The organism is Pseudomonas sp. R4-35-07 (assembly GCF_003852235.1).
In the GTDB taxonomy this organism is placed as follows: domain Bacteria; phylum Pseudomonadota; class Gammaproteobacteria; order Pseudomonadales; family Pseudomonadaceae; genus Aquipseudomonas.
Genome location: NZ_CP027732.1, coordinates 5,630,166 through 5,644,416, shown reverse-complemented (window position 1 = coordinate 5,644,416; position 14,251 = coordinate 5,630,166). Strand labels below are relative to the sequence as shown.

The window sequence follows — 14,251 nt, the reverse complement described above, 5'->3', positions numbered from 1 at the left end:
CGCGGGCGCAGGGCTCACGTGCTCGCCGCCGGACGGTACTGCAAGGCCTCTTGCAGATGGTGGCGAGCGATGTTCTCTGTTTGTTCCAGGTCCGCCAGGGTACGCGCTACCTTGAGTAACCGGTGGGCCGCCCGCAACGACAGCGTCAGTCGCTCGCATGCGCTTTCCAACCAGCCTTCATCGACCTTTGCCAGCTTGCAGTACTCGCGCAACCCCGGCAGGTCGAGGAAGGCGTTGGCGCATCCTTGGCGTCGGTGCTGGCGTTCCCGAGCATCGGCCACTGCTGCGGAAGCTTTCGCAGTGTTGTCACCGGTCTGTTGTGCCGGGCTCAGTGCCGTGGCCTCCCGCGCCACGGTCAGGTGCAAATCGATCCGATCCAGCAACGGCCCGGACAGCTTGTTGCGATAGCGTTGGATCTGCTCCGGTGTGCATCGACAACGGCCGCTGGGTTCGCCCAGATAGCCGCAAGGGCAGGGGTTCATCGCCGCGACCAATTGGAAGCGTGCCGGGAAGCTCACCCGATCGCGGGCGCGGGAAATCACGATATGCCCCGACTCAAGTGGCTCACGCAGCACCTCCAGGACTTTGCGATCGAACTCCGGCAACTCGTCGAGGAACAATACGCCGTGGTGGGCCAGGGTGATTTCCCCCGGTTGTGGCTTCGATCCACCGCCGACCAGCGCGGGGCCTGACGCCGAGTGATGCGGCTGGCGAAACGGCCGTTGCGGCCAATGGCTCAGCGGCGCCAGGCTGACCACCGATTGAATCGCCGCGACTTCCAGCGCTTCGTGCTCACTCAGTGGCGGCAGCAAACCCGGCAGGCGGCTGGCGAGCAAGGTCTTGCCGGTGCCGGGTGGCCCGCTGAATAACAGGTTGTGCGCCCCCGCAGCGGCGATCAGCAAGGCACGCTTGGCAGCCAACTGGCCCTGTACTTCACTGAGGTCCGGGTAAGGTTTGTTCAAATACAGCAAGCCGTCGGACTGGTAGGGCTCGATCGGTACATGCCCGTTCAGGTGCGCCACCACCTGCAGCAAGTGGTCCACCGCAATCACCTTCAACCCCGATGCCAGGCACGCTTCCTCAGCATTCGCCCTGGGCACTATCAAGGTGCGCCCGGCCTTGCGCGCCGCCAGTGCGGCCGGCAAAACGCCTTTCACCGCGCGTACCTCGCCCGACAGTGCCAACTCGCCCAGGCACTCAACGTCATCGAGCATCAACGCCGGCACCTGCATACTGGCCGCCAGGATCCCCAGGGCAATCGCCAAATCAAAACGCCCGCCGTCCTTGGGCAGGTCGGCGGGCGCGAGGTTGAGGGTGATGCGACGCGGCGGATATTGCAGGGCCGAATTGAGAATGGCGCTGCGTACACGGTCCTTGCTTTCCTTTACCGCCGTCTCAGGCAAGCCCACCAGCGTCAGTGATGGCAAGCCATTAGCCATATGCACTTCAACCGTGACGACGGGGGCTTCAACGCCGATCTGGGCGCGACTGTGGACGATGGCGAGGGACATGCTCGATCCTTGAATGGGGCCGCTTCCTGCGGGTTATTCAAGGGTAGACGAGGGCGGGAAAAGCAACGCGGGGGAGGTTTTACAGAACGTATCAGGCCAAGACACCGGACAAATGTGGGAGGGGGCTTGCCCCCGATGGCGGTGTGTCAGCAAAGCGTTCATCAGCTGAAAAATCGCTATCGGGGGCAAGCCCCCTCCCACACTTATCGCGTTTACTCGGCGGAAGGTGGCGTCAGCCGCGCTTCCAGTTCCGCCACTTTTGCCTCCAGGCTTTCCAGCCGCGCACGCGTGCGGGCGAGCACCACCATCTGGCTGTCGAACTCTTCACGGCTCACCAGATCGAGCTTGCTGAAGCCACTTTGCAGCAATGCCTTGAACTGGCTTTCGATTTCATTGCGGGGCAGCGGGGTGTCGCCGCTGAACAGGCGAGAGGCGTGGCCGCTCAGGGCGTCGAGGAAGTCTTTGGGCGCGAGCATGGGAAATATTCCGGAAAACAGTTGGCCGGCAGTGTATCACGCAGCGTCTATAGTCTTTTCACGGCCCTGGCGCGCACGCTTTTCGCGCATCGGGATGGGCGCTCTCGCACTGTTTTGATGCGCATCGCCACCGCCGGAACGCCCCGCAGGTGGGCATGAGTGGGCAACGGACTGATTTCAGTGATTTTTACGGAGCTGGCAAGGTTTCTGCTTAGACGATCATGACCCATGCACTGATGCAGTCGCTGTGACGAATGCAGTGCGCCGACGGATCAGGGGTACAGGTTTCGTCACCAGTGGTTCGCTGGCGTCGCCACGGTAAATGCCGAGGCGACGATGCGTTACAAAGCCAGGCACTGCGCTTAGACTTGAGACGGGTTTGTTTTCCTGGGGCAAGTCCACCAATTCGGGAGAGAGTTTTCATGAAGCTAGTCACTGCCATCATCAAGCCGTTCAAGTTGGACGACGTACGCGAGTCACTGTCCGAGATCGGCGTGCAGGGCATTACCGTTACTGAGGTCAAGGGCTTCGGTCGGCAGAAGGGTCATACCGAGCTGTATCGCGGCGCGGAATATGTGGTCGATTTCCTGCCGAAGGTGAAGATTGATGTCGCCATTGACGACAAGGATCTTGACCGGGTTATCGAGGCGATAACCAAGGCCGCCAACACCGGCAAGATCGGTGACGGCAAGATCTTCGTGGTCAATCTGGAACAGGCTATCCGCATCCGTACCGGCGAAACCGATACCGACGCAATCTAAGCCGCCAAACCCCAACGCCCCAGGAGAAAAACACTATGACTCTGCGTACATTCGCAGGGCTCGGAGCCCTGTTGTCCATCGTAATGCCAGGCCTTGCAATGGCGGCAGACGAAGTGGCGGCTCCAGTCCTCAACTCCGGCGACACTGCCTGGATGCTGACCGCCACCGCACTGGTGCTGTTCATGACCATTCCTGGCCTGGCGCTGTTCTACGGCGGCATGGTCCGCTCCAAGAATATTCTGTCGGTGATGATGCAATGCTTTGCCATCACTGGCCTGATCAGCATCCTGTGGGTCGTCTACGGTTACAGCATTGCGTTCGATACCACCGGTATGGAGCAGGGCGTCGTCAACTTCAACTCCTTCTTCGGAGGCATGGGCAAGGCGTTCCTGGCAGGGGTCACTCCAGCCAGCATTACCGGGCCTGCGGCGCTGTTCCCGGAAGCGGTGTTCATCACCTTCCAGATGACGTTCGCCATCATCACTCCGGCGCTGATCGTCGGTGCCTTCGCCGAGCGCATGAAGTTCTCCGCGATGCTGATTTTCATGGGCATCTGGTTCACGCTGGTCTATGCGCCGATTGCGCACATGGTCTGGAGCGGCAACGGCGGCCTGATGTGGGACTGGGGCGTGCTGGACTTCGCCGGTGGCACCGTGGTGCACATCAACGCCGGTGTGGCTGGCCTGGTGGCGTGCCTGGTGCTCGGCAAACGTAAAGGCTTCCCGACCACCCCGATGGCCCCGCACAACCTGGGTTACACCTTGATCGGCGCGGCCATGCTGTGGATCGGCTGGTTCGGCTTTAACGCCGGTTCCGCTGCCGCAGCCAACGGCACGGCCGGCATGGCGATGCTGGTTACCCAGATTGCTACCGCTGCTGCGGCGCTGGGCTGGATGTTCGCCGAGTGGATCACCCACGGTAAGCCGAGCGCACTGGGCATCGCCTCGGGTGTGGTGGCCGGCCTGGTTGCGATCACTCCGGCGGCTGGCACCGTGGGTCCGATGGGCGCCTTGGTCATTGGCCTGGCGGCGGGCGTGGTGTGTTTCTTCTGCGCCACTACCCTCAAGCGCAAGCTGGGCTACGACGACTCCCTGGACGCCTTCGGCGTGCACGGTATCGGCGGTATCCTCGGCGCGATCCTGACCGGCGTATTCGCGGCTCCGTCGATGGGTGGCTTCAACGCCGCTACCACTGACATCGCCGCCCAGGTGTGGATCCAGTGCAAAGGCGTCGGCTTCACCGTGATCTACACGGCGATCGTCACCTACGTGATCCTCAAGGTGCTGGACATGGTCATGGGCCTGCGCGTCACCGAAGAAGAAGAGGCGGTCGGTCTCGACCTGGCGCAACATAACGAGCGTGGCTACAACCTGTAAGTACGCGAGAAAAAGATGCCCGGCTTGCCGGGCATTTTTTTGTCTGGCGTTTGTCTTTGCCTATAGTGGCATGGGTTTTTCGTCAACTTTGTGATGGGATCTACACGGCACTTTTAAGGGTGCGAATGTCTTACAGACATGTAGGCGTATTCGGCACTTTGTTTTTTTCCAGAGCGCGCTAGAATGCGCGCCGATGGGCGGAGAACTGTATGTGGCAACAGACCCTGATTACCCTTCGGGCCAAGCCCCGGGGCTTTCACCTGGTGACCGACGAGTTGCTTGCCGGCTTGCCTGAATTGAAGGCGTGTCGCGTGGGCCTGTTGCATCTGTGGCTGCAGCACACCTCGGCCTCGTTGACGGTCAACGAGAATGCCGACCCGGCGGTTCGCCGTGACTTCGAACGTTTCTTCAACTTGCTGGTGCCGCAAGGCCATGCAGGGTTCGAACACAACGACGAAGGTCCGGATGATCTGCCGGCGCACTTCAAGACCAGTCTGCTGGGCTGCCAGCTGAGTTTGCCGGTGAAGGCCGGCCGCTTGGCGATGGGGACCTGGCAAGGTGTTTATCTGGGCGAGCACCGTGATCATGGCGGTGCTCGTAAAGTCCTCGCCACCTTGCACGGTGAAGGGGCATAAGCCACTGGTGATCCAGTGGATGTTGATTTTTTTCCGGCGACCTCGACAGAGGGTGAAGCTGGGCTATAACTAATCTGCTTTTCGCAAGTCATGAGGTAGAACATGAGCGACGATGATCTGGAAAACGACGACCTTGAAGTAGGTGACGAAGACGACACTGAGGAAAGTCTTGAAGCGGCGGCTGATGACGTTGCTGAAGACCTTGATGACAGTGCTGGCGATGATGTCGCGCCCAAAGCCAAAGGCAAGGCCAAGGCGGCTGTTTCGGTAGACGAACTGCCCAGCGTTGAAGCCAAGAACAAAGAACGCGATGCCCTGGCCCGTGCGATGGAAGAATTCCTCGCCAAAGGCGGCAAAGTGGTCGAAGTCGAGCCCAACGTGGTGGCTGATCCACCGAAGAAGCCGGATAACAAGTACGGCAGCCGTCCTATCTGAGGTCAGCCACCTGCTTGCTGAAAGAGCCCGCCGTCGCTGCGGGTTTTTTCATGCCTGCTGATTTATTCGAGCCTTGTGGTGATCCAAATGTGGGAGGGGGCTTGCCCCCGATAGCGGAGAATCAATCACCAAATAGGCTGGCTGATCTACCGTAATCGGGGGCAAGCCCCCTCCCACATTTGGCCATCGGTGTTACTGCCAGCGGCGAAGTAACTCCGGCAATTGCGTCAGGCTGCGAATTTGCGCATCCGGGAGTTTATCCCCTTCCCACGCCTTGCCCGCCGGGTTGAACCACACTGCTCGCAGCCCCGCCTGTTGCGCCCCGGCAATGTCATCGCCCGGGTGATCGCCAACATGCACCGCCGCTTCGGCCATCACGCCGCCGCGCTGTAATGCCTCCTGAAACAACCGCGCATCTGGCTTGGCGATGCCGATATCCTCGGCACGCAAGGCAAAGTGAAAGTAGTCCGCCAGGCCTACGCGTTGTACGTCGGCATTGCCGTTGGTGATCACCCCCAGCAGGAAGTGCTGGCGCAGCGCTTTGAGCATGGGCTCGGCTTCGGGGAAGACGGTGAGTTGATGCCGCGCATGAATGAACGCTTCAAAACACACGTCGGCCATTTCCGTGGCTTCAGGCTGTGGATAACCGGCCTCCTCAAACGCATGCATCAACACACGGTGACGCAGGATACTGATGCGGTGTTTGAGTTCAGGATGACGTTGCAGCACCTGTTGGCGCAGGCTGGCGAAATGCTCCAGGGGCAAGTCGCCGACCTTGGATGCGTTGAGCGCCAACCATTCGCGCATTGACGCTTCGGCGCTGATGATGACGGGTACGTTGTCCCAGAGCGTGTCGTCCAGGTCGAAGGTGATCAGCTTGATGCTCATGAGTCGCCGCCCTTGATGCGTTTGGCCCGTGGATGGGCGCTGTCGTACACCGTTGCCAGGTGCTGGAAGTCGAGGTGGGTGTAGATTTGCGTGGTCTTGATGTCGGAGTGGCCGAGCAGCTCCTGTACCGCGCGCAGGTCCTGGGACGACTCCAGCATATGGCTGGCAAAGGAGTGCCTGAGCATATGCGGGTGCAGGTTCTGCCCCAGTTCGCGCTCGCCGGCGGCTTTTACGCGCAACTGAATGGCCCGTGGCCCCAGGCGTCGGCCCTGTTGACTGATAAATACCGCGTCGTCTTGCGGATTGGCCAGCGCGCGCAACGGCAACCACAGTTGCAGGGCTTCACGGGCTTTTCTGCCGACGGGCAACACCCGCGTCTTGCTGCCTTTACCCAGCACCTGCACCAGCCCATCTGCCAGGTCCAGTTGATCGAGGTTCAGGCCGGTCAGCTCCGACAGGCGCAGGCCCGAGGAGTAGAACAACTCGAGGATCGCCTGGTCGCGGTGCGCCAGGAAGTCATCCTCGACCGCGCCATCGAGCAGTTGCAGAGCGCGGTCGGTGTCCAGGGTCTTGGGCAGGCGGCGCTCGCCTTTGGGCGGCGACAGGCCATTGGCCGGGTCGTGGTCACACAGGCCTTCGCGGTTCAGGTAGTGATAGAGGCCGCGCACCGCCGACAGCAGGCGCGACAGGCTACGCGAGGACTGGCCTTGCTGGTGCAGCCGTGCGACCAGGCTGCGCAGGCTCTGGATATCCAGGGCTTTCCAGCTGGCGATCTGCTGCTTTTCGCAATAGGCCAGGACCTTGTTCAAGTCCCGCCGGTAGGCTTCCAGGGTATGAGGCGACACCTGGCGCTCGTTGCGCAGGTGAGCGCAGTAAGCGTCCAGATGCCGTTCCATGGCTAGCGCACCGCGCGCAGGGCAGTGGTGAAACGCGGCAAGACGCGGCCCAGCACTTCGGCGATGTAGGTCAAAAACAGGGTGCCCACCGAGCTTTTGTAATGCGCGGGATCGCGGCTGGCGATGGCCAGTACGCCATGCAGGCCTTGATGGCTAAGGGCAACCACGGCGGTGGAGCCGATCTGTTGGCGCTGTTCGGCACCAAACAGGAAGTCCAGTTCATGCTCGCGCAGGGTGCCGCTGATGGTCTTGCCTTCGGAAAGCAGGCCGCCGATGGCGGTTTGCGCTTCGCCACCGCTGACCCAACGCCCCACCGGCATCGGGTTGTCGCTGAACAGGATCAGGCTGACAAACGGCACCTGGAAGTCCTGGCGCAGGCTGTCTTCCACAGCTATCACCGTTTCTTCCAGGCTGGCGGCGTCCATCAGGGTCAGGATCAGGCGACGGGTCTTGTCGAACAGGCGATCGTTGTCGCGGGCCACATCCATCAGGTGCGAGAGCCGGTGGCGCATTTCGATATTGCGCTCGCGCAGGATCTGCATTTGCCGCTCCACCAACGACACGGTATCGCCGCGTTGGTGGGGGATGCGCAAGGCCGGAAGCAATTGCTCGTGCTCGACGAAAAAATCCGCATGAGCCTCAAGGTACGCCGCGACTGCAGCGGCCTCCAGGCTTTCACTTGGGGTGACGTGTGCGGGTACTTGAGGCTTATCGGTCATTGGCTTGGCTCACTCATAGACGGACCTGTCCTTCGTATACACGCGAGGCCGGCCCGGTCATCATCACCGGGTGGCCAGGGCCTGCCCATTCGATGGACAAGCGCCCACCCGGCAGGTCGATCAGCAGCGGTGAATCCATCCACCCCTGGCTGATCGCGGCCACGGCAGCGGCGCAGGCACCGGTGCCGCAGGCCTGGGTTTCGCCGGCGCCGCGCTCCCACACACGCAATTGCGCGCGGGAACGGTCGATCACCTGCAGGAAGCCCACATTAACCCGCGCCGGAAAGCGCGGGTGATGTTCGATCTTCGGCCCCAGTTCATGCACGGGCGCATTGTTGATGTCATTGACCCGCAGCACCGCATGGGGATTGCCCATGGACACGGCGGCGATATCCACGCTGTTGCCGTCCACCTCCAGCGCATAACTGAGGGCCTGCTCGGGCGCCTGGAACGGAATGTCCGCCGGCACCAGGCGTGGCGCGCCCATGTTGACGCTGATCTGGCCGTCACTGCGGATATCCAGTTCGATCACGCCGCCTTTGGTCTCGACGCGGATCTGGCGCTTGGCGGTCAGGCGCTTGTCCAGCACGAAGCGCGCAAAGCAGCGCGCACCGTTGCCGCACTGTTCCACTTCAGAGCCATCAGAGTTGAAGATCCGATAACGGAAATCCACCTCCGGGTTGGTCGGCGCTTCCACCAGCAATAATTGGTCGAAGCCGACACCGGTATGCCGGTCGCCCCATTGTTTGGCGTGCTTGGGCAGGATGTGTGCGTGCTGGCTGACCAGGTCGAGAACCATGAAGTCATTGCCCAGCCCGTGCATCTTGGTAAAACGCAGCAGCATGGCTTACTCCGGCAGCAGGCTTTCGCCAGCATACAACTCGGCTACCGTCTCGCGGCGACGCACTTCGAACGCTTGATCACCGTCCACCAGCACCTCGGCGGCTCGCCCGCGCGTGTTGTAGTTGGAACTCATGACAAACCCATAGGCACCGGCCGAATGCACGGCCAGCAGGTCGCCTTCCTCCAGGGCCAGCTGACGATCCTTGGCCAGGAAGTCGCCGGTCTCACAGATCGGGCCGACGATGTCGTACGCGCGCGTTTCGCTGTCGCGAGGGGCAACGGCGGTGACATTCATCCAGGCCTGGTACAGCGCCGGGCGGATCAGGTCGTTCATCGCCGCGTCGACGATGGCGAAGTCCTTGTGCTCAGTGTGCTTGAGGTACTCGACCTGGGTCAGCAGCAAACCGGCATTGGCGACGATGTAGCGGCCCGGCTCGAACATCAGCGTCAGATCGCGGCCTTCGATACGCTCGCGCACCGCCTTGATGTAGTCGGCGATCAACGGCGGTTCTTCATCGCGATAACGCACGCCCACACCGCCACCCAGATCGATGTGGTGCAGGTAGATGCCGCAATCGCCGAGGCGGTCGATCAGCGCCAGCAGGCGGTCGAGCGCATCCAGGAACGGCGGTAGGGTGGTCAGTTGCGAGCCGATATGGCAGTCGACACCCAACACGTCCAGGTTCGGCAATTGGGCGGCGCGGATGTACACGTCTTCGGCGTCGGCAATAGCGATGCCGAACTTGTTCTCCTTGAGGCCGGTGGAAATGTACGGGTGGGTGCCCGCATCGACGTCCGGGTTGACGCGCAGGGAGATCGGCGCGCGAACGCCCATTTCGGCGGCCACGAGCTGCAGGCGCTCCAGCTCGTCGGTGGACTCGATGTTGAAGCAGTGCACACCCACTTCCAGGGCGCGGCGCATGTCTTCGCGGCTCTTGCCGACGCCGGAGAACACGATCTTGTCGGCCTGGCCACCGGCGGCCAATACACGTTCGAGTTCGCCACGGGACACAATGTCAAAACCAGCGCCCAGACGCGCCAGGACATTGAGTACACCCAGGTTGGAGTTGGCTTTCACCGCGTAGCACACCAGGTGCGGCACGCCTTCCAGCGGGTCGGTGAACGAGCGGTATTGCGCTTCGATATGTGCACGGGAATACACATACGTCGGGGTGCCAAAGCGCTCGGCAATCGCAGACAGCGCCACGCCTTCCGCGAACAGCTCGCCGTCCCGGTAGTTAAAAGCGTCCATGAGGGTCCCTTAGTAAGTGTCGTGCTTGTGCGCTTTCGATGGCTTTTGCGACGACTGCGCCTGTTCGTTCGGGTCTTTGCTGTCGTCGGGCAGGTACAGCGGGCCTTTTTGACCACAGGCACTAACGAGGCAAGCGACCGCGACGAGCGCAGCAAGGGAAGAGATCAGGCGCTTCATGGCGAAATCCTTGAATATGCATTAATTGCGCCCGAGTATACCGACCACCCGCCAGCTTGCCTATGCGCCGGAATACCCGTCCGGCGGGGGTTTGCCGAGAGGGTCGGGAAGCGGACTACGCTGTTTGAGGATATTTCACGCCGTCAATCGCGTTGAAATCGGTATCCTTTGCAATCGGCGGGGCGCGTCCGTATCGTGCGGCGCTTGAGCAGAACCAGACACTTTTGAGGTTGCCACAATGAGTTTGACCGAAGCCCGTTTTCACGACCTGGTGGATGCCACCCAGGAGAAGCTGGAAGATATTTTCGACGACAGCGACCTGGATGTGGATCTGGAAAACTCGGCCGGTGTGCTGACCGTCAAATTCGAGAGCGGCCAGCAACTGATCTTCAGTCGCCAGGAACCGCTGCGTCAGTTGTGGCTGGCGGCGCGCTCCGGTGGCGTTCACTTCGACTACGACGAAGACAGCGGCAAATGGCAGTGCGACAAGAGTGAAGAGTTGCTGGGTGAGATGCTCACGCGGCTGGTCGAGGAATATACCGGCGCCGAGCTGGACTTCGACGAGATCTGATGGTGACTCAGCCTGCACCCGTACGCCCACCCAAGCCGCTGTTCAGCAATGTCAGCCCGGCGGTGCCATCACCTTGTATCAGCTTGTGTCGCCTGGACGAGCAGAAAGTCTGCCGCGGCTGCTTCCGCCACGTGGAAGACATCCGTGAGTGGCGCTCCGCCGACGATGCCCGGCGTCGAGTGATCTGTGCGCAGGCTGAGCAGCGCAGGGCCCAAACCTGACGCCGTCTTGTTTATTTGTGACGCTGTGGTAGTGTCCGGATACGCCTCAACTCATCGAGGTCCGTGAGAACCCCGCCTTTTCCTGGCGGGGTTTTGCTTTTTTGTGCAGAAAAAAGGAGTCTGCCTGAATCATGACCACCGCACCGTCCATCATTCTTACCCGTCTTGACGTGCAGCGTCTGGAGCAACTGATCGACCGCTTGGGCGACGAGTTTCCCGGCGTCGAAGCGTTGCAGGCCGAACTCGACCGCGCCGAAGAAGTGGTTGGTCACGATGAAGTGCCTGCAACTGTCGTGACCATGAACTCCAGCGTGCATTGCCGTGAACAAGGCAGTGGCAAGGACTATCACCTGACCCTGGTTTACCCCAAGGACGCGAACGCCGACGAAGGCAAGATCTCGATCCTGGCGCCGGTCGGCAGCGCTTTGCTCGGCCTGCAAGTGGGCCAGCACATCGACTGGCCTGCGCCAGGCGGCAAGACCCTCAAGCTTGAGCTGCTGAGTGTCGAAGGCCAACCCAAAGACGGCGGCGCGTTCCCGCTTTAAATCTGGCTCAGCGCTTCATTGAGCGCGAGCTCCAGCTCGGCCTTGTAGCGCAGGTACAGATTGCTCGGGCTTTGCACATCGCCCAGCAGACCCGACAGATCCAGGTCGGTGATGTAGCAACGGTAACGCTCGGGCTCCCGGCGTTGCCCGACGATCTCCCGGGCGACCACCGCGAACAGCTGGTCGCCAAATTCCATCTCGGAAAACTCCCGCTGATTGCAGTACAGCGTGACACCCACCTGGCCAGGCGCCGCCTTGCCGATAATCGCCTGCACGTCATAAAACGGCTTGTTGGCCGGGTGTTGCGGCGCCGGCCTTGGCTCGACAACGCGTGCGCGGGCGCTGCCCGATGGCAACAGTTGGTAGTAGAGGGTTTGTACTTCGCCCAACGGCTGGTGTGTGTCCAGCGGTGACAGCGCTTCGCGGCGATAGATGATCGACAGCAGGAACCGCTGCAGCGGTGCCAACAGGCTCTGTTCATCATGGAACGGCAAGCGCTGCTGCCAGAGCGCGTTGAATTCGTCGAGCACATACAGCTCGGCGAAGCCTTCATTGACCCGATAGAACACTTGTATGCAATCGGCCTGGCCCATGGGCAGCAGCAGCGCCAGGTCGTGGTCTTCCAGCGCCATGGCGTCCAGGTGCCACGGGCTGTAGCTGGCCAGCTCTTCGCTGAGGTAGGCGACCAAGGCGTCCTGGGTTGGCAGTGACACGTGGGTGGCTTGGCCGGGAATCAGTTCCATGACGTGATAGTGCTGCTGCACCTGGAGCAGGTAGCGGTGGTTGCTTTGGCCGAGCAGCAGATGCTGTGCGGTGTTGAATATTTCTTCGACGCGCTGAGCAATGAACTGCGCTCGGTTGTGACAGAAACAGCGCACCCGCAACCGCGGCAAATGAGCCGGCGGCAGTTGGTTGAGGTAGTCGCGCAGGCAGTCGAGCAGCGCATGGGGGCCGTCGTAGCGGCTGACCATCACCTCGTTCCAGCTATTGACCGTGACCTGGTCCAGGGTCAGTACCAGGTTTTCACGCACGCCGGCATAACTCAGGGAGTCGGTGCGCTCGGTGGTCATCAGAATATTCAGGTCACGGTGATGCTTGAGTGGGTCGACGCCGACGTTAATCAGCAACAGCACTTCTTCCGGTACCGCCGAACGCAACAGGCGCGCTTCATCGACGCTGGCCAGGGGCAGGGCAATGGTCTGTTGCAGGCTGCCCAGCAGGTTGAACAGCTCAAACTCGGTCATGTCGCTGGCGCCGGGGTGCAGCGCCAGGCGCGTGCTGCTGTCGATCACACCGTTGCGATGGCACCAGGTGAGCATTTCCAGCAGGTCGCGGCTGCGTTTGATCGGCGCGAAGTGCTCCCATTCCAGGGCCGTGAGGTTGCCGTTATACAGGCCCCAATGGTGCTGGCCCGGCTCCTTGCGGTTGGGGGAGTGCACCAGGGTCAGGGTATCTTCGGCCAGGTCCGGGGCAATCCCGGGGTTGATGAACTCAACCTTGCCGGCCTTGCGTTCAAAGGCTGCGTACAAGCGCCGGCCCAGCACATTGAGGTCGCGCTTGTTGATCAGGCTGACGGTCTGTTCCGTACGGGCGAACTGGGTGAGGAAGCGGTAGCTGTAGTTCAGCTCGTTGACCAGGGCACGGCGCTCGGAAGCGACCTGACGCACTTTCCATTGGCTGCGGCTGTCCAGCAGGGCCAATTGGCGCTGATCCCAACCCCACTCATCGGCCAGGCGTTCGAGCAGCAGCCGTTGCCAACTGGCGGTGCGCTGGCCGGCGCTGAGCTTGCGGTTGACCTTCAGGTACAGGCTGCGCCGCACCAGTTCCAGGCGCTCGGGTTCATTACGGGCCTTGAGGTATTCCTCGATGCGGCGGTAGACCACGATGTACGGGTCCAGCTCGTCCAGGTCCAGCTGATTGGCAAACACCGCGCGCTTGAAGCGCAGGCTCAGGCAGTGCACGTTGGGGTGTTCGCTGGCGTAGACCTCGGTCAGCAGAAGCTTGAGCACCGATTTATAGGGCGACTCGATGCCCTTGAACAGTTGCCACAGCCCGGCGCCGATGAACTCCCCCGGAGGAATGCGCGCCAGATGGCCGAGATCGAGGGTTTCGTCGGCGCGAATGAAGCGTTTGGAGATCAGCGTGTGGGTGAACTCGGCGTAGCGGCTTTCTTCATACACCGGCACCAGCCACCAGATCGGCGTGCGCCCGGCCAGCCAGATGGCGGTGCGGTAGAACTCGTCCAGCAGCAAATAGTGTTGGGTGGTGCCGCAATCGTCGGAACTCAGTTGGGTGTCCCGTTCACCGAGCACAAAGCGCGTCGGTTCGATCAGAAAGAAATGCGCCTCGGCACCCATGGTCTGAGCCCAGGCTTCCAGCAGCTGGCACTTCTTGCGCAGCTCGGCCAGCTCGTTTTCATTCAGGTCCGGAGCGTGACAGACCCACACGTCCATATCGCTTTGATCCGCCTGGGCCAACGTGCCCAGGCTGCCCATCAGGAACAGACCGTGGATCGGGCGGGGCGGGTTGCCATGGCGCGGTTTGTAGGAGAAAGAACGGGTCAGGCGCTGGGCTTCGGCCAGGGCCTGGGCATCGGGTTCGAAGTTCGAAAGCCCGGCCGGTGTGCCGCTGGAGACATAGCCCGGCAGCAAAGGGTGATTAACGTGGAAAAACAGCGGCAACAAGGTGAGCACGCTTTGTTGGCGCGGGGTCAACCCTTCGACGGCCCGGGACATGCGGCCTTCATTGAGGGCCATGAAACGCGCGCGCAATTGGGTCAGCACCTTACGGTCGATGCCTTCGTCCAGGTCGGGGCGGATTTCATGGGTGCGGGTCATGTCGAATTCGGTGGCTCGCAGGGCCCGACGTGGGCGGCCGTGTAGGAGTTTACAGGCAGTAGCGTAGGAGGTTTAGAAGGAAATGGCGGTTGGCGCCAGAATTTTGCA

General features: G+C 61.5%; 16 protein-coding genes. 7 read left to right on the top strand and 9 right to left on the bottom strand.

The genetic code is table 11. The features are described 5' to 3' along the window. Window positions 1-14 precede the first annotated feature (14 nt). Both C4J89_RS25975 and C4J89_RS25970 read right to left on the bottom strand, forming a co-directional pair. Window positions 15-1,511, bottom strand: coding sequence for a YifB family Mg chelatase-like AAA ATPase (locus C4J89_RS25975; protein ID WP_124364952.1), 1,497 nt, complete (start codon window positions 1,509-1,511; stop codon window positions 15-17). 212 nt (window positions 1,512-1,723) lie between these two features. Further along, window positions 1,724-1,987, bottom strand: coding sequence for an accessory factor UbiK family protein (locus C4J89_RS25970; RefSeq protein ID WP_003195432.1), 264 nt, complete (start codon window positions 1,985-1,987; stop codon window positions 1,724-1,726). A gap of 422 nt (window positions 1,988-2,409) precedes the next feature. On the opposite strand from C4J89_RS25970, the gene glnK reads away from it, so the two are divergent. The 4 genes from glnK to sutA all read left to right on the top strand — a co-directional run bounded on the left by glnK (window position 2,410) and on the right by sutA (window position 5,194). Beyond that, window positions 2,410-2,748: a P-II family nitrogen regulator gene (glnK, locus tag C4J89_RS25965; protein WP_002555808.1), complete on the top strand. Its 339-nt coding sequence runs from the start codon at window positions 2,410-2,412 to the stop codon at window positions 2,746-2,748. Window positions 2,749-2,783: 35 nt separating this feature from the next. Next, entirely contained in the window at window positions 2,784-4,124 is a 1,341-nt protein-coding gene (locus tag C4J89_RS25960; RefSeq protein WP_124372266.1) for an ammonium transporter, read from the top strand. Window positions 4,125-4,333: 209 nt separating this feature from the next. Next, window positions 4,334-4,759, top strand: coding sequence for a secondary thiamine-phosphate synthase enzyme YjbQ (locus tag C4J89_RS25955; protein WP_124415901.1), 426 nt, complete (start codon window positions 4,334-4,336; stop codon window positions 4,757-4,759). A 102-nt stretch (window positions 4,760-4,861) separates the two neighbouring features. After that, complete coding sequence (gene sutA, locus C4J89_RS25950; RefSeq protein WP_124364948.1) at window positions 4,862-5,194, top strand: transcriptional regulator SutA; 333 nt, start codon at window positions 4,862-4,864, stop codon at window positions 5,192-5,194. A 192-nt stretch (window positions 5,195-5,386) separates the two neighbouring features. Here sutA and C4J89_RS25945 read toward each other — a convergent pair whose 3' ends face one another. Genes C4J89_RS25945 through C4J89_RS25920 form a run of 6 tightly spaced genes read right to left on the bottom strand, consistent with a single transcriptional unit; the run spans window position 5,387 to window position 9,969 of the window. Beyond that, window positions 5,387-6,082: an HAD family hydrolase gene (locus C4J89_RS25945; protein WP_124415900.1), complete on the bottom strand. Its 696-nt coding sequence runs from the start codon at window positions 6,080-6,082 to the stop codon at window positions 5,387-5,389. Next, on the bottom strand, window positions 6,079-6,978 hold the full coding sequence (gene xerC, locus C4J89_RS25940; protein ID WP_124415899.1) for a tyrosine recombinase XerC: 900 nt from the start codon (window positions 6,976-6,978) through the stop codon (window positions 6,079-6,081). The genes C4J89_RS25945 and xerC overlap by 4 nt, the downstream gene beginning before the upstream one ends. Before the next feature lie 2 nt (window positions 6,979-6,980). Further along, window positions 6,981-7,697 carry a DUF484 family protein gene (locus C4J89_RS25935; RefSeq protein ID WP_124364945.1) on the bottom strand — a complete coding sequence of 239 codons (717 nt, stop codon included), beginning with the start codon at window positions 7,695-7,697 and terminating at the stop codon, window positions 6,981-6,983. A gap of 13 nt (window positions 7,698-7,710) precedes the next feature. Next, complete coding sequence (gene dapF / locus C4J89_RS25930; protein ID WP_124364944.1) at window positions 7,711-8,541, bottom strand: diaminopimelate epimerase; 831 nt, start codon at window positions 8,539-8,541, stop codon at window positions 7,711-7,713. 3 nt (window positions 8,542-8,544) lie between these two features. Next, the gene (lysA, locus tag C4J89_RS25925; protein ID WP_124415898.1) at window positions 8,545-9,792 is read right to left on the bottom strand and encodes a diaminopimelate decarboxylase; all 1,248 of its coding nucleotides are present in this window, start codon (window positions 9,790-9,792) and stop codon (window positions 8,545-8,547) included. Between the two features lie 9 nt (window positions 9,793-9,801). Then, window positions 9,802-9,969, bottom strand: coding sequence for a lipoprotein (locus tag C4J89_RS25920; RefSeq protein WP_003195417.1), 168 nt, complete (start codon window positions 9,967-9,969; stop codon window positions 9,802-9,804). Between the two features lie 238 nt (window positions 9,970-10,207). Between C4J89_RS25920 and cyaY the strand changes: the two genes are divergently transcribed. The 3 genes from cyaY to rnk all read left to right on the top strand — a co-directional run bounded on the left by cyaY (window position 10,208) and on the right by rnk (window position 11,306). Then, window positions 10,208-10,540: an iron donor protein CyaY gene (gene cyaY, locus C4J89_RS25915; RefSeq protein WP_124364942.1), complete on the top strand. Its 333-nt coding sequence runs from the start codon at window positions 10,208-10,210 to the stop codon at window positions 10,538-10,540. A 2-nt stretch (window positions 10,541-10,542) separates the two neighbouring features. Beyond that, the gene (locus tag C4J89_RS25910; RefSeq protein WP_124416073.1) at window positions 10,543-10,761 is read left to right on the top strand and encodes a DUF1289 domain-containing protein; all 219 of its coding nucleotides are present in this window, start codon (window positions 10,543-10,545) and stop codon (window positions 10,759-10,761) included. Between the two features lie 131 nt (window positions 10,762-10,892). Then, window positions 10,893-11,306 (top strand): nucleoside diphosphate kinase regulator, encoded by a 414-nt coding sequence (gene rnk, locus C4J89_RS25905; protein WP_124415897.1) that lies wholly within the window; start codon window positions 10,893-10,895, stop codon window positions 11,304-11,306. Here the strand turns inward: rnk and C4J89_RS25900 are convergent. Further along, window positions 11,303-14,143, bottom strand: a complete 2,841-nt coding sequence (locus tag C4J89_RS25900) for a class I adenylate cyclase (RefSeq protein WP_124415896.1) — start codon at window positions 14,141-14,143, stop codon at window positions 11,303-11,305. The genes rnk and C4J89_RS25900 overlap by 4 nt on opposite strands. Window positions 14,144-14,251 lie beyond the last annotated feature (108 nt).

Excerpts from the sequence above, each read along its gene's own strand:
- dapF (WP_124364944.1), bottom strand. The coding sequence starts at position 8,541 with ATGCTGCTGCGTTTTACCAAGATGCACGGGCTGGGCAATGACTTCATG.
- C4J89_RS25955 (WP_124415901.1), top strand. The coding sequence starts at position 4,334 with ATGTGGCAACAGACCCTGATTACCCTTCGGGCCAAGCCCCGGGGCTTT.
- cyaY (WP_124364942.1), top strand. The coding sequence starts at position 10,208 with ATGAGTTTGACCGAAGCCCGTTTTCACGACCTGGTGGATGCCACCCAG.
- C4J89_RS25900 (WP_124415896.1), bottom strand. The coding sequence starts at position 14,143 with ATGACCCGCACCCATGAAATCCGCCCCGACCTGGACGAAGGCATCGAC.
- glnK (WP_002555808.1), top strand. The coding sequence starts at position 2,410 with ATGAAGCTAGTCACTGCCATCATCAAGCCGTTCAAGTTGGACGACGTA.
- xerC (WP_124415899.1), bottom strand. The coding sequence starts at position 6,978 with ATGGAACGGCATCTGGACGCTTACTGCGCTCACCTGCGCAACGAGCGC.
- C4J89_RS25975 (WP_124364952.1), bottom strand. The coding sequence starts at position 1,511 with ATGTCCCTCGCCATCGTCCACAGTCGCGCCCAGATCGGCGTTGAAGCC.
- C4J89_RS25935 (WP_124364945.1), bottom strand. The coding sequence starts at position 7,697 with ATGACCGATAAGCCTCAAGTACCCGCACACGTCACCCCAAGTGAAAGC.
- sutA (WP_124364948.1), top strand. The coding sequence starts at position 4,862 with ATGAGCGACGATGATCTGGAAAACGACGACCTTGAAGTAGGTGACGAA.
- C4J89_RS25970 (WP_003195432.1), bottom strand. The coding sequence starts at position 1,987 with ATGCTCGCGCCCAAAGACTTCCTCGACGCCCTGAGCGGCCACGCCTCT.
- C4J89_RS25960 (WP_124372266.1), top strand. The coding sequence starts at position 2,784 with ATGACTCTGCGTACATTCGCAGGGCTCGGAGCCCTGTTGTCCATCGTA.
- rnk (WP_124415897.1), top strand. The coding sequence starts at position 10,893 with ATGACCACCGCACCGTCCATCATTCTTACCCGTCTTGACGTGCAGCGT.
- C4J89_RS25945 (WP_124415900.1), bottom strand. The coding sequence starts at position 6,082 with ATGAGCATCAAGCTGATCACCTTCGACCTGGACGACACGCTCTGGGAC.
- C4J89_RS25920 (WP_003195417.1), bottom strand. The coding sequence starts at position 9,969 with ATGAAGCGCCTGATCTCTTCCCTTGCTGCGCTCGTCGCGGTCGCTTGC.
- lysA (WP_124415898.1), bottom strand. The coding sequence starts at position 9,792 with ATGGACGCTTTTAACTACCGGGACGGCGAGCTGTTCGCGGAAGGCGTG.